Origin of the sequence: Parabacteroides sp. An277 (genome assembly GCF_002159645.1) — a bacterium.
In the GTDB taxonomy this organism is placed as follows: domain Bacteria; phylum Bacteroidota; class Bacteroidia; order Bacteroidales; family Tannerellaceae; genus Parabacteroides.
Window position 1 is genome coordinate 102916 of sequence record NZ_NFJB01000006.1, and the last position, 17915, is coordinate 120830.

Below are 17915 nucleotides of genomic sequence, written 5' to 3' on the forward strand. Positions count from 1 at the left end.
GAGTTTATGGCAAAAATGAAAGAAGGATTCAAGGGGGAACGTTTTGTTTTTCTCCCGGAACAGTTGCTTGAGGCATATAGTACAGACCCTCTCATTGGCAATCTTTATCTTCGTAAGATTGGGTATTTCCCGCATGTGAAATACCATTACGTCCAGAAGGAGGGGGGATGCGATTATATGATGTTGATTTATTGCACAGACGGAAAAGGATGGTATCGTATCCATGGGCATACCTACGAAGTACATGCCAACGAGTACATCTTGCTTCCGGCAGATACGCCGTATGCGTTTGGTGCCGACGAAGAGGAACCTTGGACAATCTACTGGTTGCATTTCAAAGGGCGTCTGGCTGCCCAATTTCTGCCTGCTTTTCCGAATCCGCAGCCGATTCAACCCGGTGAACATTCCCGTCTGCAAGACCGTCTGCAGTTCTTTGAGGAAATCTACCAAGCTTTTTCGATGGCTTATACCAAAGAATACATGCGTTATACTTCGCTCTGCTTGTATGCATTCCTCGCCTCGTTTATCTGTTTGGAACAATATCGGGCTGTGCTTTCCCAAAGTGCAGTGCGTACCTCGTTTGCCAGCCGGGTGATTCATTATATGCAAGAAAATGTACAACATAACCTGACGCTTGCCCAGCTGTCTGCTTATTTTAAGTATTCCCCATCTCATTTCTCGATGCTTTTCCAGCACGAGACAGGTGTCTCTCCGATTAATTATTTCCACCGCTTAAAAATACAACGCGCGTGTCAATATATCGAATTGACGCAATTGAAACTCAATGAAATAGCTACACTCTTAGGATTCGACGAACCGGCTTATTTTTCCCGTATCTTTACAAAGATTATGGGTATTTCTCCTTCGGGTTATCGGCAGAAAGAGATGGGACAATAACATGAAATGTATCGTGTTATTTCTTCGCCTCTTTCCTTCGTTTTTTCCAAAGCTGGTAGCTGTTGATGATGTTTTGCCACAAGACATACGAACCGGGCGCGACAGATGAGATGGGGTCTAAGTAAGTATAAGCCATCCATATAGCCAATACAGTGTTCTTTTGCCCCAAAGCTTGTCCGGCACTGATACGGTCGTGATAATGCGTACCTATCTGTTTCCCCAATAGAAATTGGATGGCACATGTAATCAATCCGGCCAAACCTATCCAGACTTCTACCCAAACCGAAGCATCGCTTTGAAATAGGAATTTAAATGTTTGGGCTGTGACGATGGTCAATGCTACGGCCCAAAGGTAAAAGGCTGCATTGTGCATATTTAGTAAACAGGCGTGTAGCTTGGGGAGGAAGCGACGAATCAACCACGCAACGATAAAAGGGCAAAGCAATAAGGGAAAGACTTTGCTCAATATTTTTAAAAAAGCCGTCAGAAATGACAAGTCGGCATGTGGTTCCACCAGAGGAAAGAGCAATGGGACGGCGATAGCGGCCAATAGGTTGGAAAGCAAGGTGTAGGTCGTTAACGCCGAAACGCTTCCGCCCAATTTACCTGTAATTACAGCAGCGGCTGTTGCTGTCGGACAAATCAAGCAAACCATCGCACCTTCCAGTACCTCTTTATACGTTACAGACATTTTCCCCCAAAGTAACAGTCCTACCATGGCCAAGCAAGAGACTATTTGAAACAATAACAACCAGCCATGCCAACGGACTGGCCATAAATCCTGAGGATTGACTCGGCAGAACGTCAATAATAACTGCAGGAAAATGAGCAAAGGAGTCAACACCGTTATCAAAGAGTTCATGAAAGGTTTTGTAGGTGCTAAAAAAGAGAAATGTGCAAAACCGAGATACCCTATCGCTCCTGCCAACATGGCTAACGGCAAGGTCCAATTCTTAATAAAACTCAGCATGATATACCTATTTCAAAAAACTGGGTGCAAAATTAAAGTATTCCGAAGAAAGTACAAAATAAAGGCTGCGAGATTCACATCTAGCAGCCTTTTACACTAACCCTTAACTTTAACCAATGAAAAACAATAATCTATTTTCGTTACGGCTTTTAACCGTATAGAGGACTTTTTCTCCTCTTACTGAAATATTTTCCTTTTCGCTTTGCATACTTGCTTCCCCTATTTTAACTGGGACAATAACAAAGCGTTACAAAAATAGTAAGCTTTGTTTATACAAGCAAGTTTTCGGTTGGAAAGTTTGATTATTTAACTTATTTTAATGGTATTCCTTTCCTTTTGTAGCTCTTTATCTTCCGCCAAAAGAGAAAATTCCATCAGCAATGCTTCTGCCACGCCTTGCAATCGGAACGGGACGGCATTCGCGCTCTTCTTTTCACTATCCAGCCGGAAAAAGCAGCGTGTTCAACATGGCAATCATTCGTTACGATGCCTGCAAAATGCTTTCCGCATAGCGGATTGCGCTATCCTTGCCATGTCCCTGTATCAGTTTCGCATAACCGTGTATGGCTTTCTTGCGCGAGAGAATCAATTCCCTGTTCTGTATATCCGATTCATGGAGTTGCTTTATCAGAGTGACGGTCTTTGATTTATACTGCCTAATACGCTGGATGTCATGGTGGATGATGTATGATGCAATCAAAAGAAGAAAAAGAAATCCTGTCAGTCCTCCAATTTGCAGGAACGAACATTCGCGCATGGCGGTTATCTCCGCCTCATAATCTCCTTATTAGTTCAAATTCAATCTTACGACGTAATAGGGAGGTTTTCGCAAGTCCTTTCCTCCATTGAATCCCGGCAGGCGATTCCATTGTCCCAATGTAACGTAAAGTCATCCGTCGGACGTGACAAACATCCCGTCTGGCCATCCTAAAAGCGGGGACTGGATGAGCGTATGGAAAGTTCCATCGGGATTGCGTTTGACAAGTGCCGTCTGTTCGTAAGCCGAGAAGTAGATGTTCCCATCGGCATCCTCTGCCAGTCCGTCACAAGCGGGGCGGTCTCCCTCGTACCTGACAGAATGCTCCAAGTCAGCTTCGGGAATGTTGAAATCGGAAAGTGAGTCCGTAGAGATGCTGTATAGTCCGCGCCCGGTTATGGGAGTCCAGTAAAGCCTATTGCCTACAAGAGCAATGCCGTTGGCACCTCCCGACGGCAGGGTAACGTTGTCCTTGTGGTATGCTCTTGCCTCACCTTCCAAAAAAGCGACGTATCCTTCCTGAATGGCAGTGGAATAATGGCCTGCCAAGACCTCCCGTGCCTGCCCCGTGGCAATATCTACGATCACTAACGACGGCGTAGTGCCGAACGATGAGTTCGTAATATACGCCATACCTTTCTTTCCATGCTTCAGGTCTATGCGCAAATCGTTCAGGTGCATGTCCTGTCTCAGTATAGGGGAGCTGATGGGGACGGATGCCAACACGTTTCCATCCGAGGTAAATCCGACCACCTTTGCCGCCCCTTCGGGGATGCTGTCCGTCCCGGCTCGCTTCCCGTCATCTATCAGCCAGATATTACCCTTGCTGTCGGTGGTCATGCCATGCGGAGATACCAGCTATTCCGGCAAGAACGAATGCCTTGATAATATGTTTCATCTTCATTTTTTGATGTGGTATGCTTTTAATTCTGTAATCATGTCCTCATTAGTCTTGGATGGGTTGAAGCATCGGGCTTTCACTGGTATGGAATCCTGTCCCTTGCCTCCCCAATCCAATTCTCCGGAATAGATAACCCTGCTTTTCCAATACAACGTGCCCTCTACGAAAAACATATATTTCCCTGCAGGTACACGGTTGCCGTTATTGTCCGTCCCATCCCACTGGTAGGTCAAAACGCCGTTCCGTGGCGTTGCCCCCGTTATGGCATCGACTTGTGCGGAAGACAGGGTTTGAGGTTTTGCCTTGCTCGTCCAGACAGGAACGGCATCTTTCCGGTATTCATATCCTCCTTTTGCTGTAAAAGACGTAACATACAAGGTACGTACCAACTTGCCCGTTTCGTCTTCTATCCAAATGGCATATTGGCTGGAAGCAATGCCGCCACGCTGGAAGCGGAAAGAAATCTCCAACCGTTCTCCTGCGGGAGTTTCTTTCGCATCTTCTTTGTCTTTCGCATACGAAGTGGTGCAACCTTGCAGGCAGATGCCGAACGCAACCAGAATAGCATAAAACAATCTTGTTTTCATAAGCTTTATTCGTCCAATTTATAGCAGTTCAATCCTATTTCCGGGACATAAACTCGGGTGATGGGGGTTCCGAAATCTTCCACCACAAACTCTCCTGCGCCATTCAGTGTTGCGGCAAGCAGATGTCCTGCCAAGGCGGAATAATCGCTGCGTCCCACGGTGATGTGCAGATGGAGATACGTCTTCCCGTCCATTTGGGAGATGTTTCCTGTCAGGTTGGCAATCTCCATCTGCTCTTGATAGGTCTTGTCCACGTATTGTTTGGTCTGGGGATTGAAAAAGCGAAGGATTAATTCATCTATCGCCCCTATCCCGTAAATGGTTCCCGACTGGATGCCCCGTTCTTCGCAGAAAGCGTTCAGAGCTTTGACGATTTCCGCACGATTTTGGATACTGACAACATATTTGTTGCCTATTTGCTTAAAAGTGTACATATCTTGTGGATTTTGTGCGCTTGCCGGAATGAACAACCATCCGCAAAGCAGCAGAATGAATATGAGTTTTAATTTCATGACAGTCCGTGTTAAAACAGTTGGGAAGAAAGTTCAGGCCGTTCGTCTTGGTGCCAGTAAGGATAAGGCTTCTCCGTCTTGCTGGCGGCATCGAGGCGTTGCATCTGTTCTGCCGTAAGCTTCCAGTCGACCGCCCCCAGGTTCTGCCGGAGTTGTTCTTCTGAACTGGCTCCGATGACAAGGCTGCACACCGTAGGACGTTGCAACAACCAGTTCAATGCCACTTGTGCCACAGCCTTTCCCGTTTCCGCAGCCACTTCATCCAACACATCTATTATATTATACAGACGCTCGTAAGCCACTACGTTATCCCTTACGGGTGCGCCTCCGCGTGCCACTCTTCCGTCTTGCGGCATGGGATTGTTCCGGCGGTAGCGCCCTCCCAGACGTCCGGCAGCCAACGGACTCCAGATGATGCTGCCCACCTGCTGGTCTATGCCGAGCGGCATCAGTTCCCATTCAAAATCACGGTTCAGCAGCGAGTAATATACCTGATGCGCCACATACCGGCTCCATCCGCGCCGCTCGGATACCGAAAGCGATTTCATCAGTTGCCAGCCGGAGAAGTTGGAACAGCCTATGTAGCGTATTTTGCCGCTCGTCACCAAGTCATCCAAAGCCCGGAGCGTCTCCTCTACAGGTGTATTGGCATCGAAGCCGTGGATGTAGTACAGGTCGATATGGTCGGTACCCAGACGGCGCAGGCTCGCCTCGCACGCCTCTATCAGATGGAAGCGCGAAGCCCCTTCCTCGTTGCGGCTTTCGCCCATGGGAAATGTCCCCTTGGTAGCGATGAGCAGCCTGTTCCGCTTTCCGGCAATGGCCTTCCCCAATATTTCCTCGGCAAGTCCGCGCGAATACATATCTGCCGTATCAAACATGTTCAGTCCGGCTTCCAGACACATATCCACCATGCGGGTGGCTTCCGCTACTCCCGTATGTCCCCAGCCCTCGAAGCCATGAGAGCCGCCGAAGGTTCCTGTTCCCAAAGTCAATGCCGGGACAAAAAGTCCCGAACTGTTCAGTCTGCGATATTCCATAATGACAAATATTTAAAGATTATACAATCCGATGATTTCACACGAGAAGCATAAACACCGATACACAAGTGACGGCAGTTGTGAAGTAGCGGAATCCCTTTTCGGGCAACCGCTTGACCAAGAGTATGCCGAGCAGACCGCCTAACAGGACAAAAGGTACGGTGCAGGCATCCAATAGGAGTGAGGAGGTTGTGATATTGTCCCACGCCAATACCTGAACGGGGATTTTCAGGTAGTTTATAACCAAGAAGAACCATGCGTTAGTCCCCACAAAGCTGTACTTGGGCATCTTGACCGACAGAAGATAGATTGCCATCACCGGTCCGGCCGCATTGCCAATCATGGTGGTAAACCCACCAAGCAACCCGAACAGCGGTCCGTACCACCAGCAGGAGGAGAGGCTGTTTTCCTTGCCCTTCCATTCCGACCAGAACATGACGACCAGCACAGCGAGCAGGCAACCACCCATCAGGTACTTGAACTCGACAGGCGGCACATGTTTGTCAACAAGCAGTGCCACGGCAAAACCTGCCAATGCGGCAGGCAGTAGTTTCAGCACATACTTCCACTCCGCAATGCGGCGGTAGTACAGTACTGCCACCAAATCTGCCACGCACAAGATGGGTAGTATCAACCCCGTGGAAGGCTTTGCCCCGAAAATCATAGCCATCAGCGGCACAGCCAATAGGCTGATGCCTTGAATACCCGTTTTCGACATTCCAATCAACAACGCCGAGAGGAAAAGCATCCCCCAGTCCGAGGGGGATTGTATCCACATAGAGAAATCCATGATTACACCTTATATTCTATGTTCTACTTTATTTTTTGTTTGACGCTGCAAAGGTATGGACAAAAAATGAGGCACACTTCCATAATATTTGCAGTTTTATTCGTTATCTTTGCAGACGGAATAAAAGATATGAGTATGGCAATATTGGAACGTAAGATTGTACATGGGATGACCACTCTATGCAGTCACATACCCTATCCGCGCTTTGTGCTTCCGTTGCACAAACACGTGGAGTTTGAAATCATGCTGTTCACGAAAGGTAGCGGAAAGCAATTCGTGGGCGAAGGCGTTTCCGACTTCCAGGCGGGCGATGTTGCGCTCATAGGAAGTAATGTTCCCCACCTGCACCTGTGCGACACAAAGCTGTCGCCCTCCACAGCCGACAAGGGGGAAGAGCGTGAATCCTGTGCGGGCGAGGCTATACAGTTTCGCCCGGAGTTGTTCCCCACGTATATGCAGGATATTCCCGACTACCGTCCCATCCACAATCTGCTGCAAAAAAGCCAGTATGGTGTGCGATTCTACGACGGGGGCGTATATGAAGACATGCTGGGAATGCTGGACGAGCTGGACAGGACGGAACACACCGAACGTATCATCTGCCTGCTCCGTATGCTCGACAGGCTGCACCGTTGCCGCCGTACCGAACTACTGTCTGATACGGCATACAACAGTTCCAACCTCATGCCCGACGTGGAGGAACCCGTCCATAAGGTCTATGCCTACCTGTACAACCACTTCAAGGAAGACATTTCCCTGAAAGACATCGCCGGGTACGTCAAGCAGAACCCGTCTGCGTTGTGTCGCTACTTCAAACAGCGCTCGGACAAGAGCATCTTCCAGTGTCTTGCTGAGATACGGATAGAACACGCCTGCAAGCTGCTTGCCTATTCGAACATGACGGTCTCGCAAGTGGCCTACGAATCAGGCTACAATAGTCTGACGCACTTCATCGCCCAGTTTGAAAGGCATACGAAACGTAAACCGTCTGAATACAGGGCGCAGATAAGGCTATGATATTATAAAAAGAAAAAGACGAGACAGATACTTTTGCTCTTTATCTTTTTCTACTTTTTCAGAAAAAAAGAGGCTGTGCCTATTTCGACACAGCCTCTTGTTGATTTCTTATAAGGCATTGTTGCAAACGATTCTCGTTAGATTCAAAAACGATTTTCGTATAAATCGCAAGCGATCCTGCCTATATTTGTTTAACCCAAGAATCCCAATAAGATACCTGCTGCTACCGCTGAACCGATGACACCGGCTACGTTCGGGCCCATGGCGTGCATCAACAGGTAGTTGGTCGGGTCGTATTCCAATCCTACAATCTGCGAAATACGGGCCGAGTCGGGCACCGCCGAAACACCGGCGTTACCAATCAACGGATTAATCTTGTTGCCCTCTTTCAAGAACAGGTTGAAGAACTTCACGAACAATACGCCGGCGCAAGTGGCAATCACGAACGACAAAGCTCCCAATCCGAAGATCTTGATGGAGTTTACCGTCAAGAACTGCGTAGCTTGCGTAGAAGCGCCCACCGTGATACCGAGCAACATGGTAATCGTATCAATCAGCGGACCACGGGCTGTCTCAGCCAAACGACGGGTCACGCCGCTCTCCTTACACAGGTTACCGAAGAACAACATACCCAACAAAGGCAGACCTGAAGGCACCAGGAAGGCGGTCAGCAACAGACCTACGATGGGGAACATGATTTTCTCCGTCTGAGAAACGACTCTCGGCGGTTTCATGCGGATCAGACGCTCTTTCTTTGTGGTCAATAAGCGCATGAACGGCGGTTGGATAATCGGTACCAATGCCATGTAGGAATAGGCTGATACCGCAATCGCGCCCATCAGGTTAGGTGCCAACTTGGACGAAAGGAAGATAGCCGTCGGACCGTCTGCGCCACCAATAATACCGATAGCTGCAGCTTGGCTGGGGTCGAATCCCATCTGAAGGGCAATGATATATGCGCCAAAGATACCGAACTGGGCCGCTGCTCCGATGAGCAACAGTTTCGGGTTGGATATCAAGGCCGAAAAGTCCGTCATTGCCCCGATACCCAAGAATATCAACGGCGGATACCATCCTTGCCTCACCCCTTGATACAAGATGTTGAATACCGAACCCTCTTCGTAAATACCCAATTGCAATCCTGCATCTTTAAACGGGATATTACCAATCAGGATACCGAAGCCAATCGGAATCAGAAGCATGGGTTCGAATTCATACTTAATTGCCATGAAGATGAATGCCAATCCCACCAGCAACATGATGAAATGCCCCGGTGTCGCATTCGCAAATCCAGTATAAGACAGGAACACCTCTATGTTTTCCGCCAAGAACTGGGTAAAACTTTCGTGGGCTACTCCTGCTTGTAATAATATAGACCCTAACATACTCTCAACCGATTACGACGAGGTCTGTACCTTCCAGTATAGAATCGCCTTTGTTTACCTTAATATCTACAATCTTACCATCGCGATCGGCATTGATGACGTTTTCCATCTTCATTGCCTCAAGCACTAAGAGTTTCTGTCCGCGTTTTACTACATCGCCAATTTTGCAATCGATAGACAAGATGACGCCGGGCAACGGAGACTTAACAGCTCCTGCAACGCTGGGTGAAGTCGGGCGGGAAACAACCGGATCGCCCGAGGCTGTACGCGGAGCCTGTGCCGGACGTTTCAAGGCAATCATTTGTTTTTTGGCCGGCTTTTCCATTTTTACATGATAAGGCGTGCCGTTCACTTCTACATCTGCCACATCATCCACAATCGAGTTGATATGTACTTTATATACGTTACCGTTAATGGTATATTTGAAACTTTTCATTTTACATTCGATTTAAATAGTAATTACTTTCTTACCGGGGTTTGACGCAACCCATAAATCTTGGAGCTCCAAGGAGAGTAGCTGCGTTTTACTTTACGGATGGTCAATACCGTGTTTTCAATGTCGTGATTGTCGTCGCTGATTTCATACAAGGCCATTGAAATAGCCGCAAAGATTTCGCCCGATTCTTGTCCTGCATTGGCTGATATCGTTTGCCCTGTAGCTGCCGCCGCTTTCTTGGCATTGCGTTGACTTGCCCGAATGGCTGCTTTTCCAATCTGCTTAAATACCAGATACAAAACAATCAATCCGATGAATACAACCGCCATAGCTGTAATAGTCATGCCGACGCCCCACGAGTCATTTTCTTGGAAATTTTCAATCTTTTCGTTCGTATCCAATGTCACATTGTTTGTACTTGGAGTCACTTTCGTTAACGTAGTCCATTGACCTGTTCCGTCCATATCCAAACCATAGCTGACATCCGGCTGTTGGCCGGCCGGAATGACAATCTCGTCTACCAATGTCTTGCCATCGGCATCATACAAAGCAATGTAGTTGTCCTTTTGGGGATCTAACGTGAAATTCAAATGGAATGTACCACGGTCTTTCTGGTTGTCTGCCCAAAACAGGGTATGTTGCCGCGGAGGTATTTTCGTCAGCACATCCCCTTTGGGTATCATATACTTCGTTGGGTTGTCTTTTTCATTCGTCAAATAACATCCGCCCAAATCGACGGTTCCAGCCGAATTATTAAACAACTCAATCCATGGATGGCGCATACCGTAGTCGTCCACGAAGTTTGTTTCGTTGATGACCAGCACCTCGTTTATTTTCATGGAAGTGACCAACTGAGCTTGTGCTCCAAACGCGAAGAACACCAGCAACAGGAGGCATATTCCGAACCTTTTATTTATCATACGCATTCGTTTAAAAAGATTACAAAGGCATGTTATCATGTTTCTTTGCCGGGTTGCTCAGCTTCTTCGTCTGCAATTGTTGCAATGCGCGGATGATGCGGAAGCGAGTATTACGCGGTTCGATGACATCATCGATGTAACCATATTGAGCCGCATTATACGGGTTCGCAAAGGCTTTCTTGTATTCTTCCTCTTTCTCGGCTGCACATGCTTTCGGGTCTTCTGCTGCGGCTACTTCTTTGGCGAAGATGATTTCTACGGCTCCGCTCGGTCCCATGACGGCAATCTCGGCTGTAGGCCAAGCATAGTTCATGTCGCCACGTAAATGTTTCGAACTCATCACGCAATAAGCGCCACCATACGATTTGCGGAGCGTCACAGTCACCTTCGGAACGGTAGCCTCGCCATACGCGAACAACAATTTAGCTCCATGCAGGATGACGCCGTTGTATTCCTGTCCTGTACCCGGAAGGAATCCCGGTACATCCACCAAGGTCACCAATGGGATATTGAAGGCGTCGCAGAAACGTACGAAACGTGCGCCTTTACGGGAAGCGTTGCTATCCAGACAGCCGGCCATTACCTTGGGCTGGTTGGCTACGATGCCGACTGATTGTCCGTTGAAACGGGCGAATCCTACAATGATATTCTTGGCATAATCCGCATGCACTTCCAGGAATTCGTTGTTGTCTACAATCGTCCCGATGACTTCATACATGTCGTATGCTTGGTTTGGATTGTCGGGGATAATCTCGTTCAAGTTATCGTCTAAGCGGTCGATAGGGTCTTTGCATTCTACGAGCGGTGTCTCTTCCAGGTTGTTTTGAGGAAGATAACTCAATAACTGGCGGATGAGCTGCAATCCCTCTTCTTCCGTATCGACGGCAAACTGGGCTACGCCGGACTTGGTCGAGTGTACGCTGGCACCTCCCAATTGCTCTTGGGTCACGTCTTCGCCTGTGACGGTCTTGACTACTTTCGGTCCGGTCAGGAACATGTAGCTCGTCCCGCGTGTCATGATGTTGAAATCCGTCAGCGCGGGTGAATAGACGGCACCGCCTGCGCAAGGACCAAAGATACCGGATATCTGGGGAATCACTCCGGAAGCCAAGATATTACGTTGGAAAATTTCGGCATAACCGGCCAAGGCGTTTACCCCTTCCTGGATACGTGCGCCGCCTGAATCGTTCAATCCAATCACCGGTGCGCCCATCTTCATGGCTTGGTCCATAATCTTGCAAATCTTTAACGCCAGCATTTCCGACAAGGCGCCCCCGAACACGGTAAAGTCTTGCGCATAGACATACACCAAGCGTCCGTCTATGGTCCCATATCCCGTAACGATACCGTCGCCCAAGAACTTTGTCTTCTCGATGCCGAAGTTCGAGCAACGGTGTTTCACAAACATGTCGATTTCTTCGAAACTGCCTTCGTCCAGCAACATAGAGATACGTTCGCGAGCCGTGTATTTTCCTTTCTTATGCTGCGATTCTATTCTCTTTTCACCTCCGCCCAAGCGTGCTTGTTCGCGTAGTGCAATTAGTTCTTTTACCTTTTCAAGCTGATTACTCATTGTATTCTGATTTGTTGTTAGTAATGACACTTTTTTAATTGACAATTAATAATTGACAATGGACAATTGCAGAGATAGTAGAAATAAACTCCTTAATTGTCAATTATCAATTGTCCATTGTCCATTATTTTTTTACTTCCCCGGCATGCAAAGTTCAGTCAGCACGCTGCAAGTCGATTTGGGATGCAAGAATGCGATGTCCAGTCCTTCTGCTCCGCGGCGCGGTGCTTTGTCTATCAAACGGATGCCTTTTGATTCGGCTTCGTCCAAGCAAGCCTGTACGTCGGGGGTCGCAAAAGCGATGTGGTGGATGCCTTCGCCCCGTTTCTCGATAAACTTCGCGATGGTACTGTCTTCGCTGGTGGGTTCCAGCAATTCGATTTTCGTTTGGCCGATTTTGAAGAAGGCCGTCTTCACTTTCTGGTCGGCCACCTCTTCAATGTTGTAACACTTCAAGCCTAATACTTGCTCGTAATACGGAAGGCATGCCTCGATGCTCTTCACGGCGATTCCCAAATGTTCAATGTGAGTTAATTCCATTGTGTTTTCCAATTTTATATGTTTATACTTTTGTTTTTGTTATATGTATTCTTATGTGCCTTGGCAAAGTTACATTTCTTTTCGGAATTTTTGCTACAAAAAAGGAGATTTTTCATCGCTCAGTCCTTATTTTTTCTTGCCGAGCAGGTGGCACAGGTGCCTTTTACCATGTAATTGATGCTTTCTACCTGGAATCCTTCGGGCAAATCGACTCGCGGGATGTGGATATGCTTGAAGCAAAACGTCTGGTGGCAGCATTCGCAATAGAAGTGGGTGTGCATGTCGTCGACCGTACAGTCGCATTCGCTGGCGCAGACTTCGTATTTGAGCGAACCGCTTCCGTCTTCAATCGCATGGATGACGTGATGCGCGAGGAAGAGGGTCAATGTCCGAAAGATGGTCGATTTGTCTACCGTTTCCAGCCGGACACCCAAATCAGACAGCGACACCGCCGCGTCGGCCTCTATCAGGGTCCGGAGGATTAACAACCGGAGGGCCGTCGGTTTTACCCCTTTTTTCTCTAATCGTGTGACGTATTTCTGTGAGTCCATACCTTTATATTATATATCCTTGCTATTTCCGTTTGCGGATAATCGTACTTGCCTTTCGGGTTCCCTTCTGGAGTGGAAGAACGATCTTCCGCAAGCCTCCAGAGTACTCCTTTTGTTAAAGAATGATTTTCTTTGAGGCTCCGGAGGGCTCCTTTTGTTAAAGAACGATCTTCCGCAAGCTTCCGGAGGGCTCTTTTTGTTAAAGAATGATTTTCTTTTAGTCTCCGGAGGCCTCCGGCGGGTTGCAGACGATCTTCTTGACTCCTCCGGAGGCCTCCGGCCAGTTGCGGAAAATCGTGCTTGCCCTTTCGCTTATAGGAAAGAGACGATCAACAAGCCCAGTGCGACGGCCACAATCGTCGCCACCAAACCCGGTATCATGAACGAATGGTTCAGGATGTACTTGCCGATGCGCGTCGTCCCGGTCCGGTCGAAGTTGATGGCCGCTACCACGGTCGGGTAATTCGGGATGAAGAAATAGCCATTCACGGCCGGGAAGAGGGCGATGAGCAGGTAGGGCGGGATGCCCAGCGCAATCCCCAAGGGCAAAAGCGCGCGGATGGTGGCCGCTTGGCTGAAAAGGAGAATCGACATCACAAAGAGCGCCAGGCCGAAGAGCCAGGGCATTTGGGTGACGATGTCCATGATGCTTCCTTTCAGCGTCTCCATATTGCCTGCGATGAAGGTGTCGCCCATCCAGGCGATACCGAAGATGGCTACCACGGCCTGCATACCGGCCGAAAAGACGGAACCTTGCGCGGCCCGTATGCCGTCGGTCTTAGTGCAGAGAAGAATCAGGGCGGCGGCGGTCAGCATCAAGACTTCGATGATGTGCGACATTTCCATTGTCACGGTTCCTGCTTCCGTGATGAACTTCGGACGGATGGCCTCGATGGAACCGAACAGGACGATGCCCAACGTGGCCAACAGGAAGATGGCGACGGCCAATGCCGCCTTGCGCGGGTTCTCCACTTCAGCCGTCTGGTAATGGTCATGTTCGAAATCGCCTGCTGCCAGTCGCCGCTGGTATTCCGGGTCGTCTACCAATTCTTTCCCCACACGGAGGGAATAAAATGCCCCGGCAATCACGCCCAACAGTGTACAGGGAATGGATATCATCAAGATGTCCATCAGCGAAATGCCATAGCCCGACAACATGCTGAGCAGGGCCACCGTAGCAGCTGATATGGGACTGGCTGTAATGGCCTGTTGCGAGGCGATGACAGCAATAGCCATCGGGCGTTCGGGCCGGATTTTCGTGTCTTTGGCCACTTCGGCGATGACGGGAAGCACGGAATAAGCCACGTGCCCTGTCCCGGCCACGAAGGTGAAGAAGTAAGTCACCAAGGGACTCAACAGCGTAATCTGTTGTGGATTCTTGCGCAGGAGCTTTTCCGCCCATTTCACCATCAGGTCCAATCCGCCTGCGGCCTGCATGCAGCTGGCAGCGGCTATCACTGCGACAATCATCAGCATGACGTCGATAGGAGGGGCAGTAGGTTGCAATCCAAAGAAAAAGATGAGGATAGACAATCCGACGCCACCCAATACTCCCAATCCAATACCTCCGATGCGGGCTCCGATAACGATAGCCAAAAGTACAAACAACAACTGCAATAGCATAATTATTCTATTTTTTCTGTCCTAAAAAAGTGTTTCGTTTGCAAAGATACGTTATCTTTGCCTACAAAACAAGTGACGCATATTAATTACTTATTAATTATAAAATCATTCAACCCATGAAAAGAAGTTGTCTCCTTTCGCTGATAGGTATTTTAGGATTCCTATCCAGTCTTTCCGCTCAAGTACGCACGGAAATGTGGCTTGAGAAAGGGTGGAAATTCACCCGGGAAGACCATCCCGAAGCTGTTCAAGCGGCTTTCGATGACAGTAAATGGCAGTCGGTGACGGTGCCGCACGATTGGGCTATCTATGGTCCGTTCAGCATCCAGAACGACAAACAGAACGTCGCCATCTCGCAAGATGGGCAGAAGGAAGCCATGGAACATGCCGGACGTACGGGCGGATTGCCGTTCGTAGGTGTCGGTTGGTACCGGAACACATTAGAGGTTCCATCCTTTCAAGCAGGCAAAAAGGCTTTTATCCTGTTCGATGGTGCCATGAGTCATGCCGAAGTGTATATAAATGGTAAGAAGGTAGGCTTTTGGCCCTACGGATATAACTCGTTCTGGTTTGATATTACCTCTTATCTGCAGGCGGGCGGGAAGAATACGATCGCGGTCCGTTTGGAGAATCTGCCGGAGTCGTCGCGTTGGTATCCGGGTGCTGGATTGTATCGGAATGTCCGCATTATTGTCACAGACAAGGCGCATATACCTGTCTGGGGAACTTACATCACGACGCCTCAAGTGAATGAGCAGTTCGCCCGTGTCCGGGTGGAAACAAAGGTGGATGTGCCGAACGCGGGTTCGGATTATGAACTCCGTACGACTTTGCTTCGTCCGGATGGTACCGAGCTGGTGAAGGAGTCCGCTTTGTCGTTGCAGGAGGCGATTTCCTATCATGATAGTGTTGTCGTGCAGGAATTTATTGTAAAGAACCCGCAGTTGTGGTCTGTCGAAACGCCTACATTGTATACGGCCGTTTCCCAATTGTATGGTAAGAATGGCGAGCTGAAGGATGAGTACACAACGAAATTCGGTATTCGTTCCATCGAGATTATCCCGGACAAGGGATTCTTCTTGAATGGAAAGAAGACCGTTTTCAAAGGGGTTTGCAATCACCACGACTTGGGTCCGTTGGGTGCAGCGGTCAATGATGCTGCTATTCGTCGCCAAATCCGTATCTTGAAGGATATGGGTTGTAATGCCATTCGTACGTCTCACAATATGCCGGCTCCGGAGTTGGTGCGTGCTTGTGATGAGATGGGCATGATGCTCATGGTGGAGAGCTTCGACGAGTGGAACAAGGCGAAGTGCGCGAACGGTTATAACCTCCTCTTCGACGAATGGGCCGAGAAGGATCTCGTGAACCTTATCCATAACTTCCGTAATTCGCCCAGTGTGGTGATGTGGTGCATCGGTAATGAAGTGCCGAACCAATGGGACGAGGGCGGATGTAAGGTGGCCAAGTTCCTGCAAGATATTTGCCATCGGGAAGACCCGACACGTCCGGTCACACAGGGCATGGATGCGCCGGATGCGGTGGTGAACAATAACTTCGCTGCCGTAATGGATGTGGCTGGTTTCAATTATCGTCCTTTCCGTTATCAGACTAACTACGCGAAGCTCCCGCAGCGTATTGTGTTGGGTAGCGAGACCGCATCGACTGTCAGCTCACGCGGCGTCTATAAGTTCCCGGTAGAGCGCAAGGCCATGGCAGTGTACGACGACCATCAGGCTTCATCGTACGACGTAGAGCATTGCGGCTGGTCCAATCTGCCGGAGGATGACTTCATCCAACACGAGGACCTGCCCTATTGTATCGGCGAATTTGTATGGACCGGCTTTGATTATTTAGGCGAACCGACTCCTTATTATACCAATTGGCCGAGCCATAGCTCACTCTTTGGTATCATCGATTTGGCTGGTATTCCGAAAGACCGTTATTATCTCTATCGTTCGCATTGGAATCCGACGGAAGAGACGTTGCATATCCTCCCGCATTGGAACTGGGAAGGACGCGAGGGCGAAGTGACGCCTGTCTTTGTTTATTCCAATTATCCGTCGGCTGAACTCTTTATCAATGGTAAGAGCCAAGGTAAACGGACGAAAGACCTTTCCATTCCGCTCGACAGTAGCTATACCGAAGCGGCTCAAAAGAGCTTTGAACGCCAGAAGCGGTATCGCCTCATGTGGATGGACACGAAGTACGAACCGGGTTCGGTCAAGGTGGTGGCCTATGACAAGGATGGAAAGGTGGCAGCCGAGAAGGAAATCCGTACGGCAGGCAAGCCTTATCAAATTGTGTTGGAAGCTGACCGTAGTCAATTGAAAGCGGATGGGCGCGACCTCTCCTTTATCAATGTCAAAATCGTAGATGAAGAGGGAAACTTCTGTCCGAATGAGACGCGGGAAATCCAATTCAAGGTGAAAGGGGCCGGTTCTTTCCGTGCTGTAGCCAATGGGAATCCTGCCAGCCTGGAGTCTTTCCAAGCACCTAAGATGAAGCTCTTCAGTGGACAGCTGACAGCTATCGTCCAGACGAGCGAAGAGGCGGGTACTATCATCTTCGAAGCCTCGGCGAAAGGGGTGAAGTCGGCTACGCTCCGGCTGGAGTCCAGTAAATAGGGATTGTTTTTATTTCGCATAGTATAGGCCGGAGCCGGGCAGACGCTTTCAAGCGTTTCCGGTATCCGGCTTTCTTATCTTTCTGTAAAAACATTTTTTCTTCGTTCTTTTCTCTTGAAAGAAAAGAACCAAAAGTTCAAGGCTTACACTCCAGCGGCTGCAAATACAGGTGTTCCGCTAAAATCTCGGGAAAACTCGCCTTCGGCTCAAACACCGAGATTTCTTCACGCTCTACATCCTTATTTGCTTTACGCCGCTTCCGTTAGGCCGGGTCAATGGGTAATTGACAATGGATAATTGACAATTGACAATTAATTCTGTCGTAGGTGTATCGTGCCTCGAAGAGGTTCCTCTATGCTGCCGGTCGAAGCGAAACCTGCAGAAATCTGCGGACTTATGTGTATAGTACCTGCCTTAGACTTTGTACGATACATGCACCGCCCCACACATGCGCTGCACGCCCCGAACACCGCAGGCCTCGCTCCGCTTCGACCTACGGTTACAGGAAGTTGGACCTCCTCGAGGCACGGTATAGGTAATAAAACAGTCCTCGAAGAGGGCTCCCTATGCTGCAGTTCAAAGCGAAGCCTGCGACTACAGGTGTTCCGAACCGGTTCCCTTATAACCTACAAGGTTACCGTTTTTTATGAAAAAGCCGTGATGTGGTGTCAATTTATGTGGGCCTAACGGAAGCGGCGTAAAGCAAATTCCAAGCGGAGCGAAAAGAAATCTCGGTTGTTTGAGCGAAGCGAGTTTTCCGAGATTTCCGCTCCGCGCCGCGAATTTGTA

Annotated in this window: 17 protein-coding genes; 3 read left to right on the forward strand and 14 right to left on the reverse strand. The window is 48.9% G+C overall.

Annotated elements, in window-relative coordinates; translation table 11 throughout:
- Positions 1-6 precede the first annotated feature (6 nt).
- The gene (locus tag B5F77_RS03940; protein WP_087327934.1) at positions 7-897 is read left to right on the forward strand and encodes an AraC family transcriptional regulator; all 891 of its coding nucleotides are present in this window, start codon (positions 7-9) and stop codon (positions 895-897) included.
- A 16-nt stretch (positions 898-913) separates the two neighbouring features.
- On the opposite strand, the gene B5F77_RS03945 is transcribed toward B5F77_RS03940, so the two are convergent.
- The 7 genes from B5F77_RS03945 to B5F77_RS03975 all read right to left on the reverse strand — a co-directional run bounded on the left by B5F77_RS03945 (position 914) and on the right by B5F77_RS03975 (position 6454).
- On the reverse strand, positions 914-1867 hold the full coding sequence (locus tag B5F77_RS03945) for a transporter (RefSeq protein WP_087327937.1): 954 nt from the start codon (positions 1865-1867) through the stop codon (positions 914-916).
- A 481-nt stretch (positions 1868-2348) separates the two neighbouring features.
- Positions 2349-2624, reverse strand: a complete 276-nt coding sequence (locus B5F77_RS03950) for a hypothetical protein (protein ID WP_204244948.1) — start codon at positions 2622-2624, stop codon at positions 2349-2351.
- 132 nt (positions 2625-2756) lie between these two features.
- Complete coding sequence (locus B5F77_RS03955) at positions 2757-3482, reverse strand: major royal jelly family protein (RefSeq protein WP_255377024.1); 726 nt, start codon at positions 3480-3482, stop codon at positions 2757-2759.
- Positions 3483-3524: 42 nt separating this feature from the next.
- Entirely contained in the window at positions 3525-4112 is a 588-nt protein-coding gene (locus tag B5F77_RS03960; RefSeq protein ID WP_087327943.1) for a DUF2271 domain-containing protein, read from the reverse strand.
- A 5-nt stretch (positions 4113-4117) separates the two neighbouring features.
- Positions 4118-4624: a PPC domain-containing DNA-binding protein gene (locus B5F77_RS03965; protein ID WP_087327947.1), complete on the reverse strand. Its 507-nt coding sequence runs from the start codon at positions 4622-4624 to the stop codon at positions 4118-4120.
- Positions 4625-4635: 11 nt separating this feature from the next.
- Positions 4636-5664 carry an aldo/keto reductase gene (locus B5F77_RS03970; RefSeq protein WP_087327950.1) on the reverse strand — a complete coding sequence of 343 codons (1029 nt, stop codon included), beginning with the start codon at positions 5662-5664 and terminating at the stop codon, positions 4636-4638.
- Between the two features lie 37 nt (positions 5665-5701).
- Entirely contained in the window at positions 5702-6454 is a 753-nt protein-coding gene (locus tag B5F77_RS03975) for a sulfite exporter TauE/SafE family protein (RefSeq protein WP_087327953.1), read from the reverse strand.
- A 135-nt stretch (positions 6455-6589) separates the two neighbouring features.
- On the opposite strand from B5F77_RS03975, the gene B5F77_RS03980 reads away from it, so the two are divergent.
- The gene (locus B5F77_RS03980) at positions 6590-7471 is read left to right on the forward strand and encodes an AraC family transcriptional regulator (protein WP_087328007.1); all 882 of its coding nucleotides are present in this window, start codon (positions 6590-6592) and stop codon (positions 7469-7471) included.
- A gap of 191 nt (positions 7472-7662) precedes the next feature.
- Here B5F77_RS03980 and B5F77_RS03985 read toward each other — a convergent pair whose 3' ends face one another.
- From B5F77_RS03985 to B5F77_RS04015, 7 genes are all read right to left on the reverse strand, one after another.
- Positions 7663-8856, reverse strand: a complete 1194-nt coding sequence (locus B5F77_RS03985) for a sodium ion-translocating decarboxylase subunit beta (protein WP_087327956.1) — start codon at positions 8854-8856, stop codon at positions 7663-7665.
- 4 nt (positions 8857-8860) lie between these two features.
- Positions 8861-9292, reverse strand: a complete 432-nt coding sequence (locus B5F77_RS03990; protein WP_087327960.1) for a biotin/lipoyl-containing protein — start codon at positions 9290-9292, stop codon at positions 8861-8863.
- 23 nt (positions 9293-9315) lie between these two features.
- Positions 9316-10212: an OadG family transporter subunit gene (locus tag B5F77_RS03995; protein WP_087328014.1), complete on the reverse strand. Its 897-nt coding sequence runs from the start codon at positions 10210-10212 to the stop codon at positions 9316-9318.
- 19 nt (positions 10213-10231) lie between these two features.
- Positions 10232-11785, reverse strand: a complete 1554-nt coding sequence (locus B5F77_RS04000; RefSeq protein WP_087327963.1) for an acyl-CoA carboxylase subunit beta — start codon at positions 11783-11785, stop codon at positions 10232-10234.
- Positions 11786-11917: 132 nt separating this feature from the next.
- The gene (mce, locus tag B5F77_RS04005) at positions 11918-12325 is read right to left on the reverse strand and encodes a methylmalonyl-CoA epimerase (RefSeq protein ID WP_087327966.1); all 408 of its coding nucleotides are present in this window, start codon (positions 12323-12325) and stop codon (positions 11918-11920) included.
- A 119-nt stretch (positions 12326-12444) separates the two neighbouring features.
- A complete protein-coding gene (locus tag B5F77_RS04010) occupies positions 12445-12876 on the reverse strand; it encodes a transcriptional repressor (protein ID WP_087327969.1) in 432 nt (143 codons plus the stop codon).
- Between the two features lie 312 nt (positions 12877-13188).
- Entirely contained in the window at positions 13189-14499 is a 1311-nt protein-coding gene (locus tag B5F77_RS04015) for an anaerobic C4-dicarboxylate transporter (RefSeq protein WP_087327972.1), read from the reverse strand.
- 116 nt (positions 14500-14615) lie between these two features.
- Between B5F77_RS04015 and galB the strand changes: the two genes are divergently transcribed.
- On the forward strand, positions 14616-17126 hold the full coding sequence (galB, locus tag B5F77_RS04020; protein ID WP_087327975.1) for a beta-galactosidase GalB: 2511 nt from the start codon (positions 14616-14618) through the stop codon (positions 17124-17126).
- The last annotated feature ends 789 nt before the right edge of the window (positions 17127-17915 follow it).

What these genes read in the sequence shown, in the direction of transcription:
- B5F77_RS04010 (WP_087327969.1), bottom strand. Translation starts at nt 12,876, where the DNA reads ATGGACTCACAGAAATACGTCACACGATTAGAGAAAAAAGGGGTAAAA.
- B5F77_RS03965 (WP_087327947.1), bottom strand. Translation starts at nt 4,624, where the DNA reads ATGAAATTAAAACTCATATTCATTCTGCTGCTTTGCGGATGGTTGTTC.
- B5F77_RS03940 (WP_087327934.1), top strand. Translation starts at nt 7, where the DNA reads ATGGCAAAAATGAAAGAAGGATTCAAGGGGGAACGTTTTGTTTTTCTC.
- B5F77_RS03945 (WP_087327937.1), bottom strand. Translation starts at nt 1,867, where the DNA reads ATGCTGAGTTTTATTAAGAATTGGACCTTGCCGTTAGCCATGTTGGCA.
- galB (WP_087327975.1), top strand. Translation starts at nt 14,616, where the DNA reads ATGAAAAGAAGTTGTCTCCTTTCGCTGATAGGTATTTTAGGATTCCTA.
- B5F77_RS04000 (WP_087327963.1), bottom strand. Translation starts at nt 11,785, where the DNA reads ATGAGTAATCAGCTTGAAAAGGTAAAAGAACTAATTGCACTACGCGAA.
- B5F77_RS03975 (WP_087327953.1), bottom strand. Translation starts at nt 6,454, where the DNA reads ATGGATTTCTCTATGTGGATACAATCCCCCTCGGACTGGGGGATGCTT.
- B5F77_RS03970 (WP_087327950.1), bottom strand. Translation starts at nt 5,664, where the DNA reads ATGGAATATCGCAGACTGAACAGTTCGGGACTTTTTGTCCCGGCATTG.
- B5F77_RS03985 (WP_087327956.1), bottom strand. Translation starts at nt 8,856, where the DNA reads ATGTTAGGGTCTATATTATTACAAGCAGGAGTAGCCCACGAAAGTTTT.
- B5F77_RS04015 (WP_087327972.1), bottom strand. Translation starts at nt 14,499, where the DNA reads ATGCTATTGCAGTTGTTGTTTGTACTTTTGGCTATCGTTATCGGAGCC.
- B5F77_RS03990 (WP_087327960.1), bottom strand. Translation starts at nt 9,292, where the DNA reads ATGAAAAGTTTCAAATATACCATTAACGGTAACGTATATAAAGTACAT.
- B5F77_RS03950 (WP_204244948.1), bottom strand. Translation starts at nt 2,624, where the DNA reads ATGCGCGAATGTTCGTTCCTGCAAATTGGAGGACTGACAGGATTTCTT.
- mce (WP_087327966.1), bottom strand. Translation starts at nt 12,325, where the DNA reads ATGGAATTAACTCACATTGAACATTTGGGAATCGCCGTGAAGAGCATC.
- B5F77_RS03960 (WP_087327943.1), bottom strand. Translation starts at nt 4,112, where the DNA reads ATGAAAACAAGATTGTTTTATGCTATTCTGGTTGCGTTCGGCATCTGC.
- B5F77_RS03980 (WP_087328007.1), top strand. Translation starts at nt 6,590, where the DNA reads ATGGCAATATTGGAACGTAAGATTGTACATGGGATGACCACTCTATGC.
- B5F77_RS03995 (WP_087328014.1), bottom strand. Translation starts at nt 10,212, where the DNA reads ATGATAAATAAAAGGTTCGGAATATGCCTCCTGTTGCTGGTGTTCTTC.